Source organism: Paenibacillus sp. OAE614, from assembly GCF_040546645.1.
Taxonomy (GTDB): Bacteria; Bacillota; Bacilli; order Paenibacillales; family Paenibacillaceae; genus Paenibacillus_AQ; species Paenibacillus_AQ favisporus.
Genome location: NZ_JBEPOD010000001.1, coordinates 4932614 through 4954927 on the forward strand (window position 1 = coordinate 4932614; position 22314 = coordinate 4954927).

General features: G+C 53.7%; 17 protein-coding genes, 11 tRNA genes, 1 rRNA gene and 2 pseudogenes. 4 read left to right on the forward strand and 27 right to left on the reverse strand.

Features of this window, described 5'->3' with window-relative positions:
* Window positions 1-120: 120 nt before the first annotated feature.
* From recJ to ABIE48_RS22775, 5 genes and pseudogenes are all read right to left on the reverse strand, one after another.
* A pseudogene (gene recJ, locus ABIE48_RS22755) lies at window positions 121-2521 on the reverse strand (single-stranded-DNA-specific exonuclease RecJ).
* A gap of 56 nt (window positions 2522-2577) precedes the next feature.
* Window positions 2578-3534 (reverse strand): cation diffusion facilitator family transporter, encoded by a 957-nt coding sequence (locus ABIE48_RS22760; RefSeq protein WP_192715817.1) that lies wholly within the window; start codon window positions 3532-3534, stop codon window positions 2578-2580.
* Window positions 3535-3693: 159 nt separating this feature from the next.
* Entirely contained in the window at window positions 3694-4599 is a 906-nt protein-coding gene (secF, locus tag ABIE48_RS22765; RefSeq protein ID WP_192715818.1) for a protein translocase subunit SecF, read from the reverse strand.
* Window positions 4589-5872, reverse strand: a complete 1284-nt coding sequence (gene secD, locus ABIE48_RS22770) for a protein translocase subunit SecD (RefSeq protein ID WP_192715819.1) — start codon at window positions 5870-5872, stop codon at window positions 4589-4591. The genes secF and secD overlap by 11 nt, the downstream gene beginning before the upstream one ends.
* 141 nt (window positions 5873-6013) lie before the next feature.
* On the reverse strand, window positions 6014-6256 hold the full coding sequence (locus tag ABIE48_RS22775) for a post-transcriptional regulator (protein ID WP_373319005.1): 243 nt from the start codon (window positions 6254-6256) through the stop codon (window positions 6014-6016).
* A 278-nt stretch (window positions 6257-6534) separates the two neighbouring features.
* On the opposite strand from ABIE48_RS22775, the gene spoVB reads away from it, so the two are divergent.
* Complete coding sequence (gene spoVB / locus ABIE48_RS22780; protein WP_192715876.1) at window positions 6535-8169, forward strand: stage V sporulation protein B; 1635 nt, start codon at window positions 6535-6537, stop codon at window positions 8167-8169.
* 23 nt (window positions 8170-8192) lie between these two features.
* Here spoVB and ABIE48_RS22785 read toward each other — a convergent pair whose 3' ends face one another.
* Entirely contained in the window at window positions 8193-9011 is an 819-nt protein-coding gene (locus tag ABIE48_RS22785) for a DUF421 domain-containing protein (RefSeq protein WP_483312696.1), read from the reverse strand.
* A 217-nt stretch (window positions 9012-9228) separates the two neighbouring features.
* On the opposite strand from ABIE48_RS22785, the gene ABIE48_RS22790 reads away from it, so the two are divergent.
* Both ABIE48_RS22790 and ABIE48_RS22795 read left to right on the forward strand, forming a co-directional pair.
* Window positions 9229-9624 carry a TIGR04086 family membrane protein gene (locus ABIE48_RS22790; RefSeq protein WP_076176984.1) on the forward strand — a complete coding sequence of 132 codons (396 nt, stop codon included), beginning with the start codon at window positions 9229-9231 and terminating at the stop codon, window positions 9622-9624.
* A gap of 63 nt (window positions 9625-9687) precedes the next feature.
* Complete coding sequence (locus ABIE48_RS22795; protein WP_354519709.1) at window positions 9688-10518, forward strand: phosphatase PAP2 family protein; 831 nt, start codon at window positions 9688-9690, stop codon at window positions 10516-10518.
* Between the two features lie 170 nt (window positions 10519-10688).
* Here ABIE48_RS22795 and yajC read toward each other — a convergent pair whose 3' ends face one another.
* The 8 genes and pseudogenes from yajC to ABIE48_RS22835 form a co-directional block, all read right to left on the reverse strand.
* Window positions 10689-11033: a preprotein translocase subunit YajC gene (yajC, locus tag ABIE48_RS22800; RefSeq protein WP_192715822.1), complete on the reverse strand. Its 345-nt coding sequence runs from the start codon at window positions 11031-11033 to the stop codon at window positions 10689-10691.
* A gap of 41 nt (window positions 11034-11074) precedes the next feature.
* Window positions 11075-12214, reverse strand: a complete 1140-nt coding sequence (tgt, locus tag ABIE48_RS22805; protein WP_076176982.1) for a tRNA guanosine(34) transglycosylase Tgt — start codon at window positions 12212-12214, stop codon at window positions 11075-11077.
* 38 nt (window positions 12215-12252) lie between these two features.
* On the reverse strand, window positions 12253-13281 hold the full coding sequence (queA, locus tag ABIE48_RS22810; protein ID WP_076176981.1) for a tRNA preQ1(34) S-adenosylmethionine ribosyltransferase-isomerase QueA: 1029 nt from the start codon (window positions 13279-13281) through the stop codon (window positions 12253-12255).
* Window positions 13282-13288: 7 nt separating this feature from the next.
* The gene (locus ABIE48_RS22815; protein WP_192715823.1) at window positions 13289-15415 is read right to left on the reverse strand and encodes a SpoIID/LytB domain-containing protein; all 2127 of its coding nucleotides are present in this window, start codon (window positions 15413-15415) and stop codon (window positions 13289-13291) included.
* Between the two features lie 77 nt (window positions 15416-15492).
* A pseudogene (gene ruvB, locus ABIE48_RS22820) lies at window positions 15493-16498 on the reverse strand (Holliday junction branch migration DNA helicase RuvB).
* Between the two features lie 36 nt (window positions 16499-16534).
* Window positions 16535-17149 carry a Holliday junction branch migration protein RuvA gene (gene ruvA, locus ABIE48_RS22825; RefSeq protein ID WP_116229345.1) on the reverse strand — a complete coding sequence of 205 codons (615 nt, stop codon included), beginning with the start codon at window positions 17147-17149 and terminating at the stop codon, window positions 16535-16537.
* Entirely contained in the window at window positions 17146-17649 is a 504-nt protein-coding gene (gene ruvC, locus ABIE48_RS22830) for a crossover junction endodeoxyribonuclease RuvC (RefSeq protein WP_192715824.1), read from the reverse strand. The genes ruvA and ruvC overlap by 4 nt, the downstream gene beginning before the upstream one ends.
* A gap of 119 nt (window positions 17650-17768) precedes the next feature.
* Window positions 17769-18662: a LysR family transcriptional regulator gene (locus tag ABIE48_RS22835; RefSeq protein WP_192715825.1), complete on the reverse strand. Its 894-nt coding sequence runs from the start codon at window positions 18660-18662 to the stop codon at window positions 17769-17771.
* A gap of 127 nt (window positions 18663-18789) precedes the next feature.
* On the opposite strand from ABIE48_RS22835, the gene ABIE48_RS22840 reads away from it, so the two are divergent.
* Window positions 18790-19857, forward strand: coding sequence for a branched-chain amino acid aminotransferase (locus ABIE48_RS22840; RefSeq protein WP_192715826.1), 1068 nt, complete (start codon window positions 18790-18792; stop codon window positions 19855-19857).
* 129 nt (window positions 19858-19986) lie between these two features.
* On the opposite strand, the gene ABIE48_RS22845 is transcribed toward ABIE48_RS22840, so the two are convergent.
* The 13 genes from ABIE48_RS22845 to rrf all read right to left on the reverse strand — a co-directional run bounded on the left by ABIE48_RS22845 (window position 19987) and on the right by rrf (window position 22216).
* Window positions 19987-20655, reverse strand: a complete 669-nt coding sequence (locus ABIE48_RS22845) for a BofC C-terminal domain-containing protein (protein WP_354519713.1) — start codon at window positions 20653-20655, stop codon at window positions 19987-19989.
* Window positions 20656-20757: 102 nt separating this feature from the next.
* Window positions 20758-20831 (reverse strand) — tRNA-Pro (locus ABIE48_RS22850).
* A 23-nt stretch (window positions 20832-20854) separates the two neighbouring features.
* Window positions 20855-20934: transfer RNA gene (locus ABIE48_RS22855), tRNA-Leu, on the reverse strand.
* A gap of 17 nt (window positions 20935-20951) precedes the next feature.
* A tRNA-Arg gene (locus tag ABIE48_RS22860) sits at window positions 20952-21025 on the reverse strand.
* Between the two features lie 19 nt (window positions 21026-21044).
* Window positions 21045-21119: transfer RNA gene (locus ABIE48_RS22865), tRNA-Gly, on the reverse strand.
* 17 nt (window positions 21120-21136) lie between these two features.
* Window positions 21137-21212 (reverse strand) — tRNA-Lys (locus ABIE48_RS22870).
* A 153-nt stretch (window positions 21213-21365) separates the two neighbouring features.
* A tRNA-Asp gene (locus tag ABIE48_RS22875) sits at window positions 21366-21442 on the reverse strand.
* A 33-nt stretch (window positions 21443-21475) separates the two neighbouring features.
* Window positions 21476-21549: transfer RNA gene (locus ABIE48_RS22880), tRNA-Met, on the reverse strand.
* A gap of 83 nt (window positions 21550-21632) precedes the next feature.
* A tRNA-Val gene (locus tag ABIE48_RS22885) sits at window positions 21633-21708 on the reverse strand.
* 118 nt (window positions 21709-21826) lie between these two features.
* Window positions 21827-21898, reverse strand: a tRNA-Glu gene (locus ABIE48_RS22890).
* Between the two features lie 19 nt (window positions 21899-21917).
* A tRNA-Ser gene (locus tag ABIE48_RS22895) sits at window positions 21918-22009 on the reverse strand.
* A 5-nt stretch (window positions 22010-22014) separates the two neighbouring features.
* A tRNA-Asn gene (locus ABIE48_RS22900) sits at window positions 22015-22090 on the reverse strand.
* A gap of 9 nt (window positions 22091-22099) precedes the next feature.
* A 5S ribosomal RNA gene (gene rrf / locus ABIE48_RS22905) occupies window positions 22100-22216 on the reverse strand.
* Window positions 22217-22314 lie beyond the last annotated feature (98 nt).

Genomic DNA, 22314 nt, shown 5'->3' on the forward strand with positions numbered 1-22314 from the left:
GTAAAACTGACTCCGTAAGCGTTGCTTAGTTTTACGAAGAAACGGACTCCGTAAGAGTTGCTTGAGGTCACGAAATGATACGGACCCTCGTAAGCATTCATTTCGACCGATTGTCTCCGGTCACGAAGCTCCCTGCATGCGGGAAATGAACCAGCTCGTGACCTGCGGCGTGCTGGCATACAGCAGATGCTGTTCCATTTCCGCCAAGTTCCCTAGCGCAAGGAAATGGCGGGATGAAGCCAAATCACGCTTGGGCGGTTTAGGAATAAAACGGATAAGGCCTTCCTGCCTGTCTATAAAAGAAAGCTCCTCGAACACATCCATCATCTTCGTCACCATGCGGATGCTGCACGATGCCTGCTGACTGAGCCTCGATAAGGCGGTTTCTTCTTGGACGGGCTCGGCTGCGATTCTTGACAACAATATATAGAGCTTCTTGAACTGATCCCTGTCCGGCACAGCAAGTCTCTCCTTCTTATGTACCTGATGAAGCAGAAATACGTTGGACAGTTTCGGAAAAGAAAACAGAACCGCATCCAGCTGCTCCGGCGTCTCCGGCGCGTTCAGCATGAACAGCGTCGTCACGTCGTCCTGGCCGGACCGCTCCTCGTTCGGATAATACGCCAAAATTCCAGCATTCTTATCATATACCCAAAGGGTGGATTCATTCAAACGGATTTTTGCCGGATCCAGAATCTCCCTTTCCAGCACCGCCGCCACCTGCGTCGGCCCCAGTCTGAAATGCGATCCGATCAGCTGACTGACCCGGTCGATCTCCTGCCAAGGATCCTTGGATCCGCGCAGGTCAAACACCTGCGGCTGCGTAAGCTTCAGATCCTGCAGCATCAGCTGCGGTCTTCGCGAACCGTTCCATTCATTGACGCTCATTTCGCCGAGCAGATCGAGCTCAGCGCCTTCCGTCAACACTTCGGCCAGCTCGCCTTTGCCGAACGCGACCACTTCCAGGCGGACGCCGTCCTGCTGAACGACCAGCTTGAGGTGCTTGCTGTCACGTCCCATCTTCCGGGTCTCAAGAAGCCTGCAGTTTCGAAAAATGAACTTGGGCACAGGATTGGCCATACCGAAGGGCGACAGCATTTCCATCTCATCGATGACCGACAAGGGAACGTCCGACAGCCGCCACTCTCCGTCTGATGCCGCGACGGGAATAAAATCGGATTCGGTCAGAACCCCGGCGGCATACTCGTTCAGCGCCTGCTCGAAGGCGTCCAGCTGATCCCTGTGCAGGCTCATGCCCGCAGCGGACGGATGGCCCCCATAATGGTCCATCAGCGATTTGCAGGAGGTCAGCGCCTCATAGATGTCGAGCCCCGGAATGGAACGTGCTGAACCCTTGCACATGCCGGTATCCGGATCTATACCCAATATGATGACTGGGCGGTAATACCGTTCCAAAATTTTGGGAAGCGACAATGCCGACGACGCCCACATTCCAGCCTTCTCCTGCCAGCACGATCACGTCGGGCACCCGACTTCCATCGGTCTTGGCCAGTAGCTGGCTGGTCGCCTCCTGGACGATATCGTCGACCACCTGCTGTCGCTCCTTATTCAGTTCATCCAGCCCATGGGACAATCTTAATGCCTCATCCTCGTCTTCCGTCGTCAGCAAGGCTACGGCCGATCCTGCATGATCCAGCCTCCCGCTGGCATTAATGCGCGGGGCCATGCCAAAGGCGACATTGATCGATGTAACATTCCGCATCGTAATGCCCCCAACTTCCATGAGGGCGCGGATTCCCGGAAACGCAGAGCTGCGCATCTGCTCTAAGCCGCGGCTGACCAGGATGCGGTTCTCGCCGCTCAGCGGCATCAAGTCTGCAATGGTACCGATGGCCACAATTTCCGTCCATTCCACCGGCGGCTGGCCGAGCATCGCCTGGGTCAGCTTGTAGGCTACCCCAACCCCGGCCAGGCCTTTAAACGGGTACGGGCAGTTCGGCTGCTTCGGATTGATCAGCGCATAGGCGTCGGGCAGCACTTCCGGAGGCTCGTGGTGGTCGGTGACGATCACATCCATCCCGAGCGAGTTGGCATACGCGATCTGCTCGACGGCGCTGATGCCGGTATCGACCGTGATGATCAGGCTGACCCCCTGCTGATGCGCCCAATCCAGCGCATGGTTGTGCAGTCCGTACCCCTCATTGGAGCGGTGCGGAATATAGATGTCATAGGACGCTCCAAGATAGCGCATAAAATGAATCATGAGCGAAGTGCTGGACACGCCGTCAGCGTCGTAATCCCCGTAGATTAATATATGTTCGCCGGTCTCAACCGCTTTTTGAATCCGTGGAACAGCCTCCTTCATACCGAGCAGCAGGAACGGATCATGCAATGCGTCCAGGCTTCCGTTTAAAAACATGGCGGCTTCCTCTGCACTGTTAATTCCTCTGGCCGCCAACAGCGAACCTACCAGTGGAGAAACCGACAGCTCCTGTGCCAGCCGTCCCGCCTTCTCCGGATCCGCTTCGGAAGTCCGCCATTCATATTTTGAATCAAACAATCGTCTTCACCTTTCTTTCCCCGCCCCGTCTTCTGTTCGTATAAGTCATGAGCAAGCTATTGGAGCAGTGTCGGCTGCTCATTATCCGTCAGATGATGGTTCGACTTGTACGGATAACCGGGATCATAAGGGACGACCTGGATATTTACGATGCTGACATGCAAAAAACGGTGCATCAGAAGCTTCTTGACCCGGTCGGCGATCTCGGCGCCTTCCTGGACGGTAATCCGCGGATTGACGCTGATCTTCAAATCGATCGTAATGTAATGTCCCTGCTCCGATGCTTTCAGGTCATCCACCGTAATGACGCCGTGAACCCGCTGCACCGTATCGATAAAATTAATCGCGTCCTCCTGCTCGGTCTCCTGCACCAGCTGTCCGTACACGGAGCTGACGATGAGGCGGTAGCCTCTGCGCAGCAGCAGCGCCGCGACGATCAGAGCCGAGATGGAATCCATATACTGCAGCATGGACCACTGAAAGGCGCTGCCGGCCATCGCCAAAATGACGCCGATCAATACCGTGATCGACGAATACAAGCTGAAACGGTGGTTGTCGGCGTACACCGTATGCATGCCGTCACCCTGCTTCTTGGATTGGCGGTACTGGAACTGAAAGAGCGCTTCTTTGACCGCAAGCGAGACGAGTATCGCAATCAGCGTAAACTGCCCGGGTGTCTGCACACGGCCTGAAGCCAGGTCCCGGACCGCCGCTACGGCAATTTGCAATCCGCCCATCAGCACAAGAACCGAAAACAAAATCGCCAGAATCGGCTCTGTTCTTCCGGCCCGCAGATCAGCCTGCTGCGCACTCCGGAGCTTTGACGACGTCCGCCATGGAATGCGCCGGGCCAGTGCGCCGGCTGCGTCCGATGCGGAATACAGCGCATCTCCCAGCAGTGCCTTGCTCCCTGTAAAATATCCGACCACGCCTTTGAACAAGGCAAGTAACAGTTCACCGGCAATTCCCGTCCATGCAACGGTACCCGATGGATTTGAACGCTCTATACTCATGAAAGCCTCCCCCCGGCAATCTGAATACCGATTCTGATCTGTTATTTGAAAAAGATATGACATTCACGACAATAAGTTTAGATAAAGTCAGATAAGTTCCAGCGGAAAAGCCGCGCCCAATCAGACGCGGCTTTCCTTCATTACATTCGCTTCACAAGGTTACGCCTTGGAAGGTTTGGCTGGCTTGGCACTGGTCTTTTGTTTGCTTTTGAATATGAGCCACAGCGGACTGGCGATAAAGATCGAAGAATACGCTCCGAACAACAGCCCGATAACCATCGCCAACGAGAACATCTTGATCGATTCCCCGCCAAACAGGAACAGGAAGAAGGCCGCAATAAACACCGTCAGCGCAGTATACAAGGAGCGCATGAGCATCTGGCTCACGCTCTTGTTCATAATAGCTCTCAAATCGTCTTTGGTCTTCTGCTTGCCGAACCGCAGATTTTCGCGGATCCGGTCGAAAATAACGATCGTATCGTTAATGGAGTAACCGATGATGGTCAATACCGCCACGATAAACGTCAGGCTGACTTCCAATCGGAAGATCGAGAAGACGGCCACGACCATGAAGGCGTCATGCAGCAGCGCCACGATGGCCGCCAGCGCAAACCGCCATTCAAACCGGATACTTACATAGATGATAATCCCGATACAGGAAATCAGAACTGAGTAAATGGCATTCCGCCCGAGCTCCTTGGCCATTTCCGTATCGACCGTGTTGATTTCGAACGATGCTGTTTTATCCAGCTCCTGGATCGAGGACTTAAGCTGTTCACTCTGGTCTTCGTTAAGCTCTTTGGTAAAACGGATGTTGACCCGCTTGTCTCCAGGGGCAACCGTTGCGCCGTCACTGAGGTGGATCTTGTTCAGCAGCGGCTCAATTTCAGCTTTCGTCACGTTCTTCGACAGCTTGACGTCCACATTGGAGCCTGCTTGGAAATCAACGCCGTAGTTTAATCCAAAAGCGGAAAGGGTAATGATTCCCGCAATCGTCAGGACGATGGAGAAAATGAACGCGTACTTGCTCATCTTCATAAAATCGTAATCTTTTTTAAAGTGCACGAATATCACTCTCCTTTACCCCGAACTGCTTCGGCTTCTTCAGCACGCCGGCTTTAACCAAAAGGCTGAGCAGGTAATGGGTGAAGTACACATTCGTGAGAATACTGAGTACGATTTCCACGATCAGTACCAGCGCAAAGCCTTTGACGGCGCCTGTACCGAAGGCAAACATAACCGCTCCGACGATAATGGTTGTAATGTTGGAATCGAGAATCGTACGGAAGGACGACTTGTTCCCTGCTTTGACCGCAGACATGACGCTCTTGCCGTTCCGCATTTCCTCCCTGATCCGTTCGTTCGTAATGATGTTGGCGTCAACCGCCATGCCGATACCGAGAATAAACGCCGCAATCCCCGGCAGGGTCAGCGTAAAGTCGGCCCAGACGAAGACGAGAATGAGCAGCCAGGTGTGGGCGATCAGTCCGAAGCTTGCGATGACACCCGGAAGGCGGTACATGCCGATCATGAAGATCAGAATCAGGATGGAAGCGATGATGCCCGCTTCAATCGTTTTATGCAAAGACTGCATGCCCAGCGTTGCGCCCACGCTCTGAGAGTACTTCTCCGTCAGCTTCAAAGGCAGCGCCCCGAGGTTGATCGTATCGCGGATCTGGTTCGCTTCGTCAATCGTATAATTGCCCGTAATCGATGCTTTGCCGTCCGTCAGCTCCTGCTGTACGGTCGGAGCGGATAAAAGGGTATCATCCAGGAAAATAGCAAGCTCTTTGCCAAGCAAACGTTTGGTCACGTCGGCAAATTTCTTTTTATCTTTGACTTTGATATCGATTTGCGGCTGGTTCAGCTGGTTATAACCCACCTGTGCGCCGTTTTCCACGAAATCGCTTCCGATGAGTTCGATTTTACAATAGAGATCTTTCGGATCTACCGTGCCGTCTTTCCCCGCTTCAGGAGTCTTACAACCATCCGCACTTCGGAAGGTCAGCGACGCCGGCTCCTTCATTTTCTTGCGGACCTCGGCTTCGTTCGTCACGCCTGCGATTTTCAGACGGATCCGGTTCGTGCCCTCCGTGGTCACTTCAGGCTCGCTAGTTCCGAGCGCGTTGGCGCGTTTCTCCAAGCTTTCCGCCGTCCGTATGAGGGACTCTCTCGTAATCTTCTGCCCCTGCTCCAGCGGCTGGGCCTCATACAGAATCTCAAAGCCCCCTTTAAGATCGAGACCGAGTCGTACGTTGTCGAGCAGCGCAGGGCTTGTCCCAGCCATGACCGCAATCGATACGAGCACGACGATGATGAAAGTGACAATTCTTTTCATGCCGTTCCTAGTTCCCCTTTCGTTCTCAATATTCCTATTATAGCCATGCGCCAAAAGGCAGTCAATTTATCAATATTTGTCGTTTTCCGATTTTACCGTATCCCTCATCTCTTTTAACACAAACAGAAAAAAAGATCCCTTTCAATCGAAAGTGGATCCTTTATATGCGGATATGGTCATAAAATTCATAAATGTCATCACTTTCAAAGAGAGTATATCGTTAACCAGCTTGTAGAGCGGCGGAATCCCTTCCTTCTCGTATTTGACGCTGATGCAGTTCCAAATGTCCTTGCTGGTTACATGCTCATAGCCGACGAGTCTGAATTCCTCCGCCTTGCTGCGGCAGAGCGTTTCAATCGCTTCCTCCAGCTGCCTGTCGTTCATTTCCTCAGAGCTCACTCTACGGCCTCCTCTCGATTGCCTCTTTCCACGCACGATCTGTTCTGGATGTCCTACAGTCCATTGTATCACTGATTTGTACTGTATTCGACCCCGCTACCCTTCTTTCCTTCTTTTGTCCAAATGTTACCGGAAAGGATGAATGAGTTGGGACAGGTTCAGCATATCCATTAAACAAGGTCTGACATTACCAAAAGTGGCAGCACAGCTTCGACACGGGAAGAGGGAGTGGACAATTGAACAAGCATCCTAAAAATCCAGGCATCAAAAAGCAAACCTTTATCCAAGGCACGATGATTTTGCTTGCCGCCGGCATCGTGAACCGCATTCTCGGGTTTATACCGCGCATCGCCCTGCCCCGGATCATCGGCGCCGAAGGGGTGGGGATTTACCAGCTGGGTTATCCTTTTTTCCTGGTGATTATGACGCTGATCACAGGGGGGGTCCCGCTGGCGATCGCCAAGCTGGTGTCGGAAGCGGAAACCGAAGGCAAACCGCAAAATTCAAAGTATGTCCTGCGGGTCAGCCTAGGGTTGACGGTGGGTCTCAGCGTGCTGTTTATGGCTTTATGCCTGTGGCTGGCCCCTTGGATCACGACAACGATTATAACGGATTCCCGCGTGTACTACACCTTTGTCAGCATGACGCCCATGCTCGTTATCGTGGCCATCTCGTCCGTCTACCGCGGCTATTTCCAGGGAAGGCAGAACATGATTCCATCCGCGACCTCTTCGATTATCGAGACCGTTTTTCGGATCGTGTGCACGCTGTGGTTTGCCTACCTGCTGTTGCCTAAAGGAATAGCTTATGCGGCTGCCGGAGCCATGCTTGGCGTGATGGCCGGGGAATTCTTCGGGCTGCTCGCCCTGCTGTGGCAGTACCACCGGGACGAGAACTGGCTGTTGTCCAGGCAAGCCCGGAGAGAGAAAGCAAAGCAGCACAAAAAAGCCGGCCTTGAAGACAGTTCCGGCAGCCAGGTCAGCCGCGGATTGTTTCCACGCCTGCTTGGCATCACTGTACCGGTCACCGCCGGGCGTTTGGTCGGCTCCTTCTCATACCTGCTCGAATCGATTATTACAGCCCAGAGCCTTGCGCTCGCCGGTGTCGTGACTGCTGTAGCAACCGCCCAGTATGGCGCGCTGCAAGGCATGGTCATCCCGCTGCTGCTGCTTCCAGGCGTACTGACCTCGTCCCTCGCGGTCTCGCTCGTGCCTTCGCTGTCCGAAGCCGCCGCCCGCAAAGACAAGCTTACGATCCACAAACGGTTAAACCAGACGATCCGGCTCGCGCTCGTCACCGGAGCCCCCTTTGCCGTCATTATGTATGTCCTTGCAGAGCCGCTGTGCCTGCTGCTGTACAACAATGCGGACATCTCCAACATGCTGCGCACGATGGCGCCATTTGCGCTGTTTCTGTACGTTCAGGCACCGCTTCAGGCCACCCTGCAGGCGCTGGACCGGCCAAGCCGTGCCCTGTTCAACACCTTGATCGGAGCCGTCCTCAAGCTGTTCCTGATCTGGTACCTGTCCTCCCAGCCGGAGTACGGCATTTACGGGGCCGTTATCGCCATTATCATCAACAGCATCGTGGTCACGTTCCTGCACGGATTCAGCGTCAGCCGGCTGCTCGCCTACCGTTTCCGGATGTTCGATCTGCTGAAGCTGGCGGGAGCCATGATCATCATGACGGGCATTACCCAATACGGCTATCTCCATCTGCCATTGGGAGGAATCGTTTGGATCCGCTTTTTGGCAGCCATGTCTATAGGCATGATCGCTTTTCTGGCCGCCGTGTTTGCATTAAAGCTGGTGTCCCTGCGAGATCTGTCCCGCATGCCCTACCTTGAAAAATGGTTCAAACCTAGAAATCCAAGAAACCCCAAGACACCTGCCGCCTGATCCGCTGCACGGAAATTTCCGTCTTATTTGCGGTCGATGTAAAGCCGGCCTTTATGGTCGATGGAGCAGAGAAACACGTCTTTAAACTCTTTGATTCCCTGCTGTCGGATCTGATTTTTCAGCCAGAAGCGATTTTTGTTCAGCCGCTCCAAATTGTCGTCCTGTACTTTTCCGTCCATGATGAGCGGGATCGGCAGTATGCCATAGGTAAATTTTCCGCTGGGAACCAGAATTTTTTTACTGCGGTTTCTCGCCGGTACCCGGGACGGATCGGCATATGGGGTTCTATAAGTCTGTTTCGGCTTGCCGGCGATCTCCTCTGAACGTGAAATAGCTGCCGCATTGCCGGCGAGTCCTTGTGGTTTTCCGTTACGATTTGGCTTCTCCTGAGGAACGGGCATGTCGTACTTTTCTCTTTTTTCATTCCGTTTGGATTTAGGAATAACCGTCAACTGCCCGGAGTTTTCCAGAATCGCAAATTCCACATCCGCCACGTTTTCGATACTTCGCCCGCGCAATTGAAGAAGCAAATCGTCCAGATTATACCGATGCTTCCTCATTTCTTCACGGTTGAGCTTGCCTCCCGATACGAGGATGGCCGGTTTTCCTTCGAATAACAGGCGGATTTTCCGGCTCTTCAAGCTGATGAAAGCAATCGTGATCTGTATCAAGACAAGCGTAGCCATCGGAAAGAGTCCGTCCGTAATCGGCCGCGCCGTATCCTCCAGCACAAAAACGCCGATTTCGGCGATCATGATCGAGATGACCAGGTCAAAAATGGACAGCTTCCCGATCTCCCGCTTGCCCATGATCCGGAGGGTCAGGTAGATGACAAAGTACATCAGGACGGTTCGGAAAACAGGAATCAGTATATCAGATATCACGGCCACCCGCTCCTTTCTGTGCCATTCATCATGCCAATTAAGGATATTTTGACCTTTCGGGAACACAGACATTCAGAAGCCGGAGCGATAAATTATTGGAAAATTACTTGTACTACTGGGGCAAGCCGTCACATAAATTTACATTAAATTGTGGAACTATGAAGGGGGTTCTCTTATGCATTTGATCCGTCGCCTGTTCTCTTTTCGGATCTCCAATCCCACTTTGTCGGGACTGTATTATTCCTTTTTCTGGATGATGGTCGGGGCGCTTATACTTTCTTTCCTGTTGTGGTCCAGCGGCATGAAAGAACAAAGCCTGTCCCGCTACATTTACGTGGTTCATGCTGTCGCCGCGGCATTTGGAGGTCTTGTATCCGGGAAGCGTTCAGGCAGACGGGGTTGGTACCAGGGCGGATTAACCGGCATTTTGTACGGTCTCATGATCATCATAATCGGATTTTTGGCCCTTGACAGCAGCCTTCGGCTTGGAGATTTGCTGTTGATCGCAGCCGTTATTGCTTCGGGAGCCATCGGGGGCATGTTCGGGGTGAATTTAAAAAACAAATCGTAACCATTAAACTCCTTGCATGTGCTACACTAAGTGCACTTAAAGCAAGAGGAGGACGTCCCCGACGTGTTGTATGACTCTATGAATTATATTTCGGCAGCAACGCTTGTTTTGGCGATCGGGCTGATCTGGCTGGGCACCCTGCGCAACCCTCTGAGGGCCGGATGGCTGCTGATCCGGGAGTTTGGGACCAATCGCAAATTTTTGGGTCTATTCGCTTTGATGGCTGCGATCCTCCTGTTCAACAGGTACGAACTGCAAATCGAAGCAGGCATGCATGTGAAGCAAGACTTCACCCCATGGGTATTCGGGATCGAGGGGCATTTCGTACAGCATCTGCAGCAGTTTTTTCACAGTCCTTACATTACGCCCGTATCGGTATTTTTTTACGTAGTGGTGTTCCAATCCTTACTGATCGCTATGCTTGGAATCTTTGCGGCCGACGGGAACAAAGCCTTTCTCATGGCTGCCTGCATAGCCGTCTTCATCAATTATGCGGTGGCCATCCCGTTTTACCTCTTCTTTCCCGTGAACGAGGTTTGGTCCTTTCCGCCATCCGGCGCGTCGTTCTACATGCTGGAGGTTTTTCCGAAATTCGAACAGGCGTACCGGCCGCTATCCGGTATTAACAACTGCTTTCCAAGCCTCCACACTTCGATTTCCATCACCATGCTGGTGCTCGGGATCCGTTCGGGGAATCGCCGACTGTCCCTCATGACGCTGGTCAGCGCCGTCATCATCATTTTCAGCATCTTCTACCTCGGCATCCATTGGCTGACGGATTCGGTCGCCGGTACCCTGCTCGGTCTGCTTGCCGCTTCCGCCGGGATCTACTGGGGACGGAGGCTTGCGCACCCGAAGCAGCAAAAAGTAAAGCCCATCGTATCCGATCTCTAATACAAAAAGGCTGCACCCTTGTCCGTAGACAAGCTGTGCAGCCTTTTGTCATCCGTAAGTATGAACATCGGCGACAGCAGCAGAGCTCCCTCTGCCGCTATCGTTATGTGATGTGCTTGGTCTTACTGGAAATGTTGCTTATGAACGCTCTCCCGTGTATCCGGATCGTCTTAGGACGATTTCTCGGATTCGCCTGAGCTCGAGCTAACCGCGTGGCTGATGGATCCGCGATCGAAGGTCAGCTTCGTCACGTCGTTCACCCGCAGGACCACGATATCGTCCGTAATTTCCATAATCGTTCCGTGCAGACCGCCGATCGTTACGACCTTATCCCCCTTCTTCAATGAGCTCAGCATGGAAGTCCGGGTCTTCTGTTTCTTCTGCTGCGGACGAATCAACAGGAAGTAGAAAATCGCGAACATCAGGACGAGCGGCAAAATCAAGCCGACAATGCCGCCTCCTCCGGAGCCGCCAGCACCAGCTGCTAATTCAAAGGTTTGTGATTGGTTGAACATATACTTTTCCCCCCTTTCAAATACAATACTGCTGTTGAAGCTTAAAACCCTTTATCATTGTCATAAAGCCCATATTGTTCAAAAAACTCATCGCGAAAATCAAGCAGCCTGTCCTCCATAATGGCCTGGCGCACCTGCTTCATCAGATTGATGAGGAAATGCAGGTTGTGGTAAGTGGTCAAACGGAGTCCGAAGGTCTCATCCGCTTTGATCAAATGCCGCAGATAGGCTCTTGAATAGTTCCGGCAAGTATAGCAGTCACATGCTGGGTCAAGCGGGCCAAAATCTCTGGCGTATTGCGCATTGCGAACGACTAGCCGTCCCTGGCTGGTCATGGTCGTTCCGTTCCGGGCGATCCGTGTCGGCAGGACGCAGTCAAACATGTCCACGCCACGAATGGAGCCTTCGATCAGTGCATCCGGCGACCCTACGCCCATCAAATAGCGGGGCTTGTTGTCCGGAAGCAGCGGAACGGTGTAATCCAGCACTTCGTACATCAGCTGCTTGGACTCTCCTACGCTGAGTCCACCAATAGCATACCCCGGGAAATCCATGGAAGTCAAATCACGTGCGCTCTGTTTGCGCAAGTCTTCATACATGCCGCCCTGAACGATGGCAAAGAGCCCCTGATCATGCGGTCTGGCATGGCTGTTCAGACAGCGCTCGGCCCAGCGGGTCGTGCGTTCCAGGGACTTCTTGACGTAGTCGTATTCGGCCGGATACGGCGGACACTCGTCAAAAGCCATCATGATGTCCGAACCAAGCGCGTTCTGAATTTCCATGGCCACTTCCGGCGACAGAAACAGCTTGTCTCCGTTCAGGTGGGACCGGAAATGCACGCCTTCTTCGGTAATTTTACGCATCTCGCTCAAGCTGAACACCTGAAATCCGCCGCTGTCCGTCAGAATCGGACGGTCCCAGTTCATGAAGCGGTGCAGTCCCCCGGCTTCGCGGATGATGTCATGGCCCGGGCGCAGGAACAGATGGTACGTGTTACTCAAAATGATCTGCGCATTCATTTCCTTCAGTTCTTCCGGGCTCATTGTCTTGACCGTGGCCAGCGTTCCAACCGGCATAAAGATCGGCGTCTCGATCACGCCGTGCGGCGTATGCACACGCCCCAGCCGGGCTCCGGATTGCTTGCACGTTTTAATATGCTCATAAGTAATTGCTGCTGCCATGATTAAATACCATCCTCTTATATGCCGATCAACCGGTCTTAATAGATAAACATCGCATCGCCGAAGCTGAAGAAGCGGTATCTTTCCTTCACAGCCTCCGCATATGCGTTCAAAATATGCTCGCGTCCCGCCAGCGCGCTGACCAGCATGACCAGCGTCGATTTCGGCAGGTGGAAATTAGTGATCAGGGCGTTTACGACTTTGAACGTATACCCCGGATAGATAAAAATATCGGTCCAGCCGCTGCAGGCTTCGAGCAGGCCGCCTTCAAAGCGCGTCCCGATCGTCTCAAGCGTCCGGCAGGAGGTGGTCCCTACGGCAACAATTCTTCCTCCGCGGGCTCTGGCCTCGTTCAGGATATCCGCTGTCTCCTGGTTCACCGAGTAATACTCCGCATGCATGACATGATCCTCGACACGCTCAACCGACATCGGCCGGAACGTGCCAAGACCGACATGAAGCGTAATGAAAGCGACCGTCACGCCTTTGGCACGGATTTGATCCAGCAGCTCTTCGGTAAAATGAAGGCCTGCGGTCGGAGCCGCAGCGGAACCCTCATGCTTGGAATAGACCGTCTGGTAACGCTCCTTGTCGTCCAGCTTCTCCTTGATATAAGGCGGGAGCGGCATTTGACCCAGCCGGTCGAGAATCTCCTGGAAAATCCCCTGATAGGTAAAGGTCAGCTTCCGCTCACCCATTTCACCCTCATCCTCTATGACCGCCTGCAGCTCGTCGCCGAACCGGATCACGCTGCCCTTTTTCAGCTTTTTCCCAGGCTTTACGAGCGCTTCCCAGGTGTCCCCTTGCAAATTTTTCAGGAGAAGCACCTCGGCTTTGGCCCCCGTCTCTTCTTTCACGCCAAACAGTCGCGCCGGAATGACCCGGGTATCGTTGAGAACCAGCGTGTCGCCGGGCTGAAGCTCGTCTGCGATATCTTTGAAGGTGCGGTGGGCGATCGATCCGTCCTGCTTGTTCAATGTTAACAGGCGGGATGCCGTCCGCTCCGGCAAAGGAGTCTGTGCGATTAATTCTTCTGGCAACTCAAAATCGTATAAGTCTACATTCATCTGTTCGTCATTCCTTAACAATAGTTACATTCTGATAATAGTGTTTCAAAATGTCCTGGTACCCATACCCGGCATCCGCCATTCCTTTAGCTCCCCACTGGGAGAGTCCGAGGCCATGGCCGTTGCCGCGGCCCACAAACAGAAACGCTTCCCCGGCTTCGATCCGGCGCGCCTTCGTATCCCCGTTCATGACGATCGTGCCTTTTCCAGCGATGGAAGAAGTCCCTGAAGCGGAAATGACCGACGTGTCGGACGTGCCGGAAACCTTCGTCGTTGTCCCGTTTGCGCTTAATACAGTATAGCTTCCTGTCGGTACAATATCAAACAATGTGCTTGGCATACCGTTCAAAGCTGAACGGAACATATCCGGATATTTCACATCTAAAATCTGCCCGTTGGCCTTAATTTGGATCGCCCGTCCGGACGGTCCACGCTTGGTGACCTCCAGCGTGCTGATCGTGGAAGGTGCAGCCGTCGAGGTCTTGCCCTTCAGCGTTGCGACCAGCTCGGCCGAAGTATAAGGTCCCCGAACCCAGTCGTAGGTTCCCGATTCCTTCACCTGCTCCAGAACGACGGCGGTATCGCCGGGGTTCATCTGCGCGGCAGGCTCGACGTTCGATTGAATGAGCGGAAGCGGACGCACATTGGTGTTCTTGGCCGTCACCGTGACTTTTGCAAGTCCGGCAGCCGTCGCCGTGCCCAGTTCCTTGACGTTGTCCTCTCTGACATAACCGGTAATCCCGTTGCTGAGAAGAACGTGGTACCAGGTTTTAGCCCCGTTTTGCGCGGCTACGTCTTCCTTGCTCTCGACGGTGCCGAACGCAGCTCCACCGCTGTTCCATACCTCGGTCGGATCGGCCGATGCGCCCCCGGCATTGGAAGAGAATACGGCCTCGACAACATTGCCGTTATGCAGCAGCACTTCGCCCTGTGTGGCGTCTACGGCACCGATGACGCTTGGCGCTTCGGAGGCAACTCCGTTGTAAACTTGGCTGAGCGTCGTATCCACGACATCCGCCACCTTGAACTTATTATTGCTGCTGCTGATCTGGAAAGCAGCATAGCTGCGGGCAGCCACGGCTTGGGCTTTGAGCGACTCCTCCGGCCAGGACGACGGCACTTCGCCGCCGACGACCGCATAGAGGTATTGCTCAAAAGGCAGCTCGTTCACGAGCGCCAGCTGGCCGTTCACCATGCTGATCTCCATGCCGCCCCGGTATGTACGCCCCGATCTTTCCGCCACTTTAATTTGGTCACCGCTGCTGGTAATCCAGCCTTTGGTATTGGTCCCGCTGACCACGATATGTTTCACCGCGGCGGAGCTTCCCGGGCTGCTCCCGGCATCACTGCGGATGATCAGCGCGGGCTGCGATGCATCCACCTCCGACAGCGTAGCCGCTGGAAGCTTTGCGCTTACCGCACTGCGCACCGCCGCAAGGCCGGATGCGTCTACCGCTTCGCCGACCCATACCGCATAACTGCCGCCGCCGTCTCCGCCCGGCTGAACCGCCACAAACGCATCGGCGCCGGCTGCCTGGATCTGCTGGGCCGCAGCTGCCGCTTCAGCCTCCGATCCATAGGTCCCTGCCGACAAGTGATTGCCGCCGGTCACGACCGGAGTCTGTCCGTTCAGCTGTCCCGCGGCTGTCTTGGCTGTCCGCGCCGCGGCATCGTTAGCCGCCTGCTGGCTTGCATACATGCCGGTATACACCTGATATACTGTTCCGGCACCCGTCGATGCGGTAAAGATGACCGGCTTGTCGGCCGTCGCGTTCAATTTTTTATAGGCATCCGCCGCCGTTTTGGCATCCGAAGTAGCGAGTACTTTCACGCGGAATCCATCCACGCTGAATTTAGCCGTCTCGTTAGCCCCAAAGGATACAAGAGCCGGAGCCCCCGAAGCAGCCGATACTCCTGCAGACCATGACTGTCCCGATGACAGTGTGACGACAGGCGTCGTTGATTTATAGGTACTTCCCAAGTCGAGGAACAAGCCTACGCGGATTTGATCCATGCTCGTTCCCGCGGCTTCTGCGGTCACAGCCGGCAGCTGCAGGACTCCCGTTGCCAGCACGGCAGCCAAAATCCCCTTGCTTCCCCACTGGCCCGCTTTCGTTCTCCACCAATTTCCCACTCGTCATTCTCCTCCCGCTTCTGTCTGAACATGTGTTCGAACCATTTCACGTCCGGCAGCCTCGTAACAATTACTCTTTACTGGTCTGTCGGCATCGGCAGACCTAAATGCTGATAGCCCGCAGCCGTCACCATTCTTCCCCGCGGCGTCCGCTGGAGAAATCCGATCTGCAGCAAGTAAGGCTCGTATACATCTTCGATCGTCTGGCTCTCTTCGCCGATGGTGGCCGCGATCGTATCGAGGCCGACCGGACCGCCACGGAAGCTCGTGATCATAGCGTGAAGCATTTTATAATCGATCTGATCCAGTCCTTTCGGATCGACCTGCAGCATCTTCAGCGACTCCTCTGCGATGGCCGGCGTAATCATGCCGTCCCCCCGGACCTGGGCAAAATCCCGGACCCGGCGCAGCAGCCGGTTCGCGATCCGCGGCGTCCCCCTGGACCGCAGGGCGATCTCGTCGGCCGCATCCCCGATTATTTCGATGCCGAGAATGTCGGCACCCCGGGAAGACGATGTAGCTGAGCTCGTCCACCGTATAAAACTCGAGGCGGCTGACGACGCCGAAGCGGTCCCGCAGCGGTGCGGACAGCAGCCCTGCCCGTGTCGTCGCTCCGATCAAGGTGAACGGGGGCAAGTCCAGCCGCACAGACCGTGCACTGGGCCCTTTACCGATCATGATGTCCAGTGCAAAATCCTCCATCGCCGGGTAGAGCACTTCCTCTACCGTCCGGTGCAGCCGGTGGATTTCGTCAATGAACAGCACGTCCCCTTCCTGGAGATTCGTCAGCAGCGCAGCCAGGTCTCCCGGCCGCTCAATGGCCGGCCCCGACGTCGTCCGCAGGTTCACGCCCAGCTCGTTGGCAATGATATTGGCCAATGTCGTCTTTCCGAGGCCCGGAGGCCCGTACAGCAGCACGTGATCCAGCGCTTCATTGCGCATTTTGGCCGCCTCAATATAAATTTTCAGGTTTTCCTTCACCTGGTTCTGTCCGATATATTCCGCAAGATAACGAGGACGCAGGCTAAGCTCTACCGCCTGGTCCTCCATCATCAGGTTTGCCGATATAATACGGTCATCCATTGCTATCGCTCCTCTTGTAACGCCCGCCTACCATAACTATCCCGCATAGAGCTGCTTGAGCGCCCGTTTCATTAAAATGTCCACCGAATCCCCAAACGCCGTGTCATCCTTGATCTTGTGCCACACCCGGTCCAGCTCGACGTCGGTATAACCGAGCGCCTTAAGGCCTTCGCGCGCTTCGGACCAAGCCGATCCGTCGCCTTCCACCGGTTCAGGAACCGCAAACAGACCTGTCGCCATAGCCGCCGTACCAAAGCCGTCGAGCTTGTCCTTCAAGTCCAGAATCATGCGCTGTGCGGTCTTCTTGCCGATCCCCGGCAGCTTGGTCAGGAACGTAATGTTCTCCTGATAAATGGCTGTCACGACATGATCCGGTGTGCCCCCGCCGAGAATGCCCAAGGCTACCTTAGGGCCGATCCCCGACACATCGATCAGCTTGCGGAACAACTGCTGCTCCTCGCGCGTTGGAAAGCCGAACAGCAGGATGGCGTCTTCCCTGACGTGGTGGTGGGTATATACGGTGACCGGACCATCCGTCTTGGCGAACACAAAAGGGTTCGGGCAAAATACCCGGTAGCCTACTCCCTGCACGTCAAGCACAATGTACTCATTCTCCAGATGGACCACGGGTCCTCTCAAAAAATCGATCATTTTCTCAATACCTCATTTATTCTGGAATTTAACGTGTACGAATGGGCGTGGCAGATCGCCACGGCCAGCGCGTCGGCCACATCATCCGGCTTGGGCACCGCCTGCAGCTTCAGAAACATGCGAACCATTTCCTGCACCTGCTTCTTCTCCGCTTTGCCGTATCCGACAATGGCCTGCTTCACCTGCATCGGGGTGTACTCGGCGATCGGCAGCCCGCGCTGCGTTGACGCCAGAATCAGAACGCCGCGCGCCTGACTGACGGACATAGCCGTCGTGACGTTTCTATTAAAAAACAATTTCTCGAATGCTACCGCTTCCGGCTGATACTTATCAATAAGCTGGAGCATCGCCTCATAGACGTGCAGCAGCCGTTCTTCATCAGGTGTATGGGCTTCCGTCTGAATGCATCCATACTGAACCGGAGTGACCTTACTTCCGTTTTTATCGATAAATCCGAATCCGACGATCGCAATCCCCGGGTCAATTCCTAAAATTCGCAAGTCATTTCTCTCCCTTGGTATAAAGCGAACATATGTATTCGTTCTCTTCATTATAATGTAAAACTTCATACCAAGTCTATGATTCTACTAAAAGAGGTATGCCTGCAACCGGGATCTGCCTACACAGACTCCGTACCGGAAGGAGTGAACGTCCGGATGAGCTCGTTGATAAAAGCAAGCATCGCTGTGCTCAGAAACGTCTGCTTCCGGTAAACGATGCCGACCTTTTTCTGGGGGACGGGCTCAACGATCGGTACAGTGCAGATCGAAGGATCAGAGCCTTGTAAAAGGTAGGACCTGGGTAGTATGGTCGCGCCGACCCCGAGCCGGACCATCTGCAGCATGGAGTCCATAGTCGATAGCTCAAACGCCGGTTGAAGCTGCACCCCTGCTTGAGCACTGTAGCTGTCCACCATTTGACGTACCAGAAACTTTTCAGGAAAAAGGATTAGCGGCACCTCTGTCAGTTGGTCCAGTTTCACAGCTTCTGCGGCTGCAAGGTGATGCTGCTTCGCCACAGCCAGGCACAGCTCTTCGGTGTAGAGCTCTTTGCTGACCAGCTGCTCGTCCTCCAGCGGGAGAAAAACTACTCCAAGATCCAGCTTGTTAGCCAGCAGACCGGCCCTCGTTTCCTCCGTCGCCAGCTCCACGACCGAAATCGAGATGCCAGGCTGCTTCTGGTGAAAAGAAATCAGCGTCCTCGTCAGCAGATGGTTGCCTGAGCAGCCGATCGTCAGCCTCCCCCGCTGCATCCCTTTCAGTTCATTGATTTCGGACTGCGCCTGCTCCAGCTCATGAAAAATGTTCAGCGCATGCTCCTTCAGCGTTTGCCCCGCTTCCGTCAAATAGTTCCGTTTTCCGATCCTTTGAAAAAGGGGCATGCCCACTCTCTCCTCGAGCAGGCGGATTTGCTGGCTGAGCGTCGGTTGGCTGATGCCCAATTGAACGGCTGCTTTCGTAAAATGAAGCTCTTCGCATACGGCAAGAAAGTATTCCAGCAGGCGGAAATCCATAAGCCTCCCCCTTCACCCAAACCATAGTTAATAACTATTATTTTAATTGATAACATTGAATTGACCAATCATTTTTTATTCCCTATAGTGAGAATAATAAATTTCTATAGATGAGGTGAGCGTTGCAATGACACAAGAGATCAGCATTCAGTTAACTACCGAGCCGCGAACACGTCCGGACAGCGAGAAGCTTGGTTTCGGCAAGTATTTTACAGATCACATGTTTATGATGGATTTTACGCTGGAGAAGGGATGGCATGATCCGCGGATCGTCCCTTACGCCCCGCTGCAGATGGATCCGGCTTCGATGGTATTCCACTATGGGCAGGCTGTATTCGAAGGTCTGAAGGCATACCAAACTTCTTCCGGCGACCTCCTTTTGTTCCGTCCTGACAAAAACATGAAGCGGCTGAACCGCTCCAACGAACGCTTGGGCATCCCTGAAGTGTCAGGCGACTTTGTCATTGAAGCGATCCGCACCCTCATTAACATCGATCGTGCTTGGGTTCCGTCGGCTCCAGGAACATCGCTGTACATCCGGCCTTTTATCATTGCTACGGAAGCTTGCCTCGGCGTGAGAGAATCCCACACCTACCAGCTGATCGTCATTCTGTCGCCTGTAGGCGCTTACTACTCGGGCGGGCTTGCCCCGGTAAAAATTAATGTGGAGAGCTCCTATACCCGTGCCGTGCAGGGCGGAATCGGGCATGCGAAGGCAGCCGGCAACTACGCCGCAAGCATCAAGGCCCAAAGCAATGCCAAGAAAGGCGGCTACTCTCAGGTGCTGTGGCTTGATGCGCTGGAAAAGAAGTACATTGAAGAGGTCGGCAGCATGAACATCTTTTTCAAAATCGGCGGTAAAGTGATCACCCCGGCCATTAACGGCAGCATACTGGAAGGTGTGACCCGGGCTTCGGTTCTGGAGCTGCTCGACAGCTGGAACATCCCGGTGGAAGAGCGGAAAATATCGATTGAGGAGATTTTTGAGGCCAATGCCAAAGGCGAATTGGAGGAAGTGTTCGGCACGGGGACTGCGGCTGTCATTTCTCCTGTCGGCGAATTATATTGGAATGACCGGCAAGTCCTCATTAACAACGGCCAAATCGGCCCATACTCGCAAAAGCTGTATGACACCCTAACGGGTATCCAGACCGGGCGGCTTCCAGATCCATTGAAATGGACAATGCCCGTTTAAGTCCCGATAGGATGAATGCAAAAAAGCTTTCCTGTTCGCCTCATCGCTGGCAGGAAAGCTTTTTCATTTGCGTTCTATTCCTTTTTTCGAAAATCCGTTTAAAGCAAAGGACATCGAACATCCCGGTCTTTACCCTTTTCTGGCATAATCGCTGAATGTGGACAGCACGCTGTTGTATTCGTCAATATCCTGCACCCGGATGCCGTCATAAAGCTGCTGTACGGCTCCGTCTGGCAGGGAGGATTCCATCGAGTTGATATCCAGTTGGAAAAAGGTTTTAATGACCTTTTCGTGTGTCGGCGGTCCCTCGAACAAGGTCAGATTCCCATCTTTGTCGAGGCTGATGTAAGCCTGTTCCTTACAGGTCGGTGATAGATCCGAAATGGTTTCCTCAAACCGGATTTGTCCCTTCCCGGTAAACTCGCCTTTCCAGGTTGGATGCTCATTCATCAGGGAGTAGATGTCATCGCTGCTCAGTTGTCCGAGCACCTGTTCCTCCTCACCGCATATATAAACTTGGTGAACGGTTACTTCGTTTGTACCCTTCGTTTGATTCAACGTCTTCCAGAATTCCGAATTATCCACGGTGTCATCGGAACCTTCCGTCTGTTCATAATGCTGAAGCGTTTCAATGGCAACCGGCGGTTTCGTGCTGAGCAGGCTCTGTACCTGATCCGGAAGATAGGATCCGAGCCAGACCAAGGCAAGCATTAACGAAGAGATCCCAAGCGTCAACGCTCTGCGTCTCCAACGTCTCCATTGCTTTTGTATTTTCTTTTTGATTCGCGCTGCATTCACGATAATCCCCTTCTATTCTCTATCTTTTTCCTTTATTGTGACCGGGGAAATACCAAATTATACAGCAAAAAACCACCGAAATTCATTCGGTGGTTGATCTGATCGGGACGACACGATTTGAACATGCGACCCCCTGGTCCCAAACCAGGTGCTCTACCAAGCTGAGCTACGTCCCGTTATTCATCTGAAAATGTTAAAATGCCGGTGAAGGGACTCGAACCCCCACGGTTTCCCTCACGATTTTGAGTCGCGCGCGTCTGCCAATTCCGCCACACCGGCTCGGTAAAACAAAAGTACGCGCCCTAAGAGATTCGAACTCCTGACCTTTTGATTCGTAGTCAAACGCTCTATCCAGCTGAGCTAAGGGCGCCGGTAAAGGCAAAAAAAAATGGAGCGGACGACGGGAATCGAACCCGCGACCCTCGCCTTGGCAAGGCGATGCTCTACCGCTGAGCCACGTCCGCAAAACCAAAAATAAAACTGGTGAGCCATGAAGGACTCGAACCTTCGACACCCTGATTAAAAGTCAGGTGCTCTACCAACTGAGCTAATGGCTCTTAATTCAAGAGGATTCTCATCCCTGAAGTAAAGATCATGGCGGTTCTAACGGGATACTCTCTCTCCGTTCGAGACTGCGATGCAGCGCTAACGATGCGGATGCTTCGACGAACCCTTATTTCGGATTCTCATCCCTTGAAGCAGTTTTAAAGTGGCGGAACCGACGGGATTCGAACCCGCGATCTCCTGCGTGACAGGCAGGCATGTTAGGCCTCTACACCACGGTTCCACGGCCTTTGGGATCTCCATCTTAAGGAGATAATTGCGGGGGCAGGATTTGAACCTACGACCTTCGGGTTATGAGCCCGACGAGCTACCGGACTGCTCCACCCCGCGTCATTAAAAGTATTTTGTTATTGGGGCCCCCGAAAAGTATTCGGAATTAACTACGAAGGTTTCTGTTCACTTTTTGGGGATAATGGTGGAGGCTGAGGGGATCGAACCCCCGACCCTCTGCTTGTAAGGCAGATGCTCTCCCAGCTGAGCTAAGCCTCCATAATAAGTGACCCGTATGGGATACTCTCACTTCGTTCGAGACTGCGATATAGATGCTACCGAAGTAATGTTCCGACGAACCCTTTTTGGATTCTCATCCCTGATGTTAATAAGAAAGTGACCCGTATGGGATTCGAACCCATGTTACCTCCGTGAAAGGGAGGTGTCTTAACCCCTTGACCAACGGGCCGCGCTATTAAAATCCAAGCTGGCGGAGAGAGATGGATTCGAACCCTCGAGACGCTTTTGGCGCCTACACGATTTCCAATCGTGCTCCTTCGGCCAACTCGGACACCTCTCCACAAGTGGCTCCCCGAACAGGACTCGAACCTGTGACAACTCGATTAACAGTCGAGTGCTCTACCAACTGAGCTATCAGGGAATATGTATCGCTTGGCAACGTCCTACTCTCCCAGGACCCTTCGGTCCAAGTACCATCGGCGCTGGAGGGCTTAACGGTCGTGTTCGGGATGGGTACGCGTGGAACCCCTCCGCTATCGCCACCAAACGGAGCATTGGTTAATAACCAAATGCATAATTCAGGTTTCAGCATCGCCAAATGCTGAAAGTCATCCGGCTGCTCTCACCCGCTTGGAGTGAAATCAG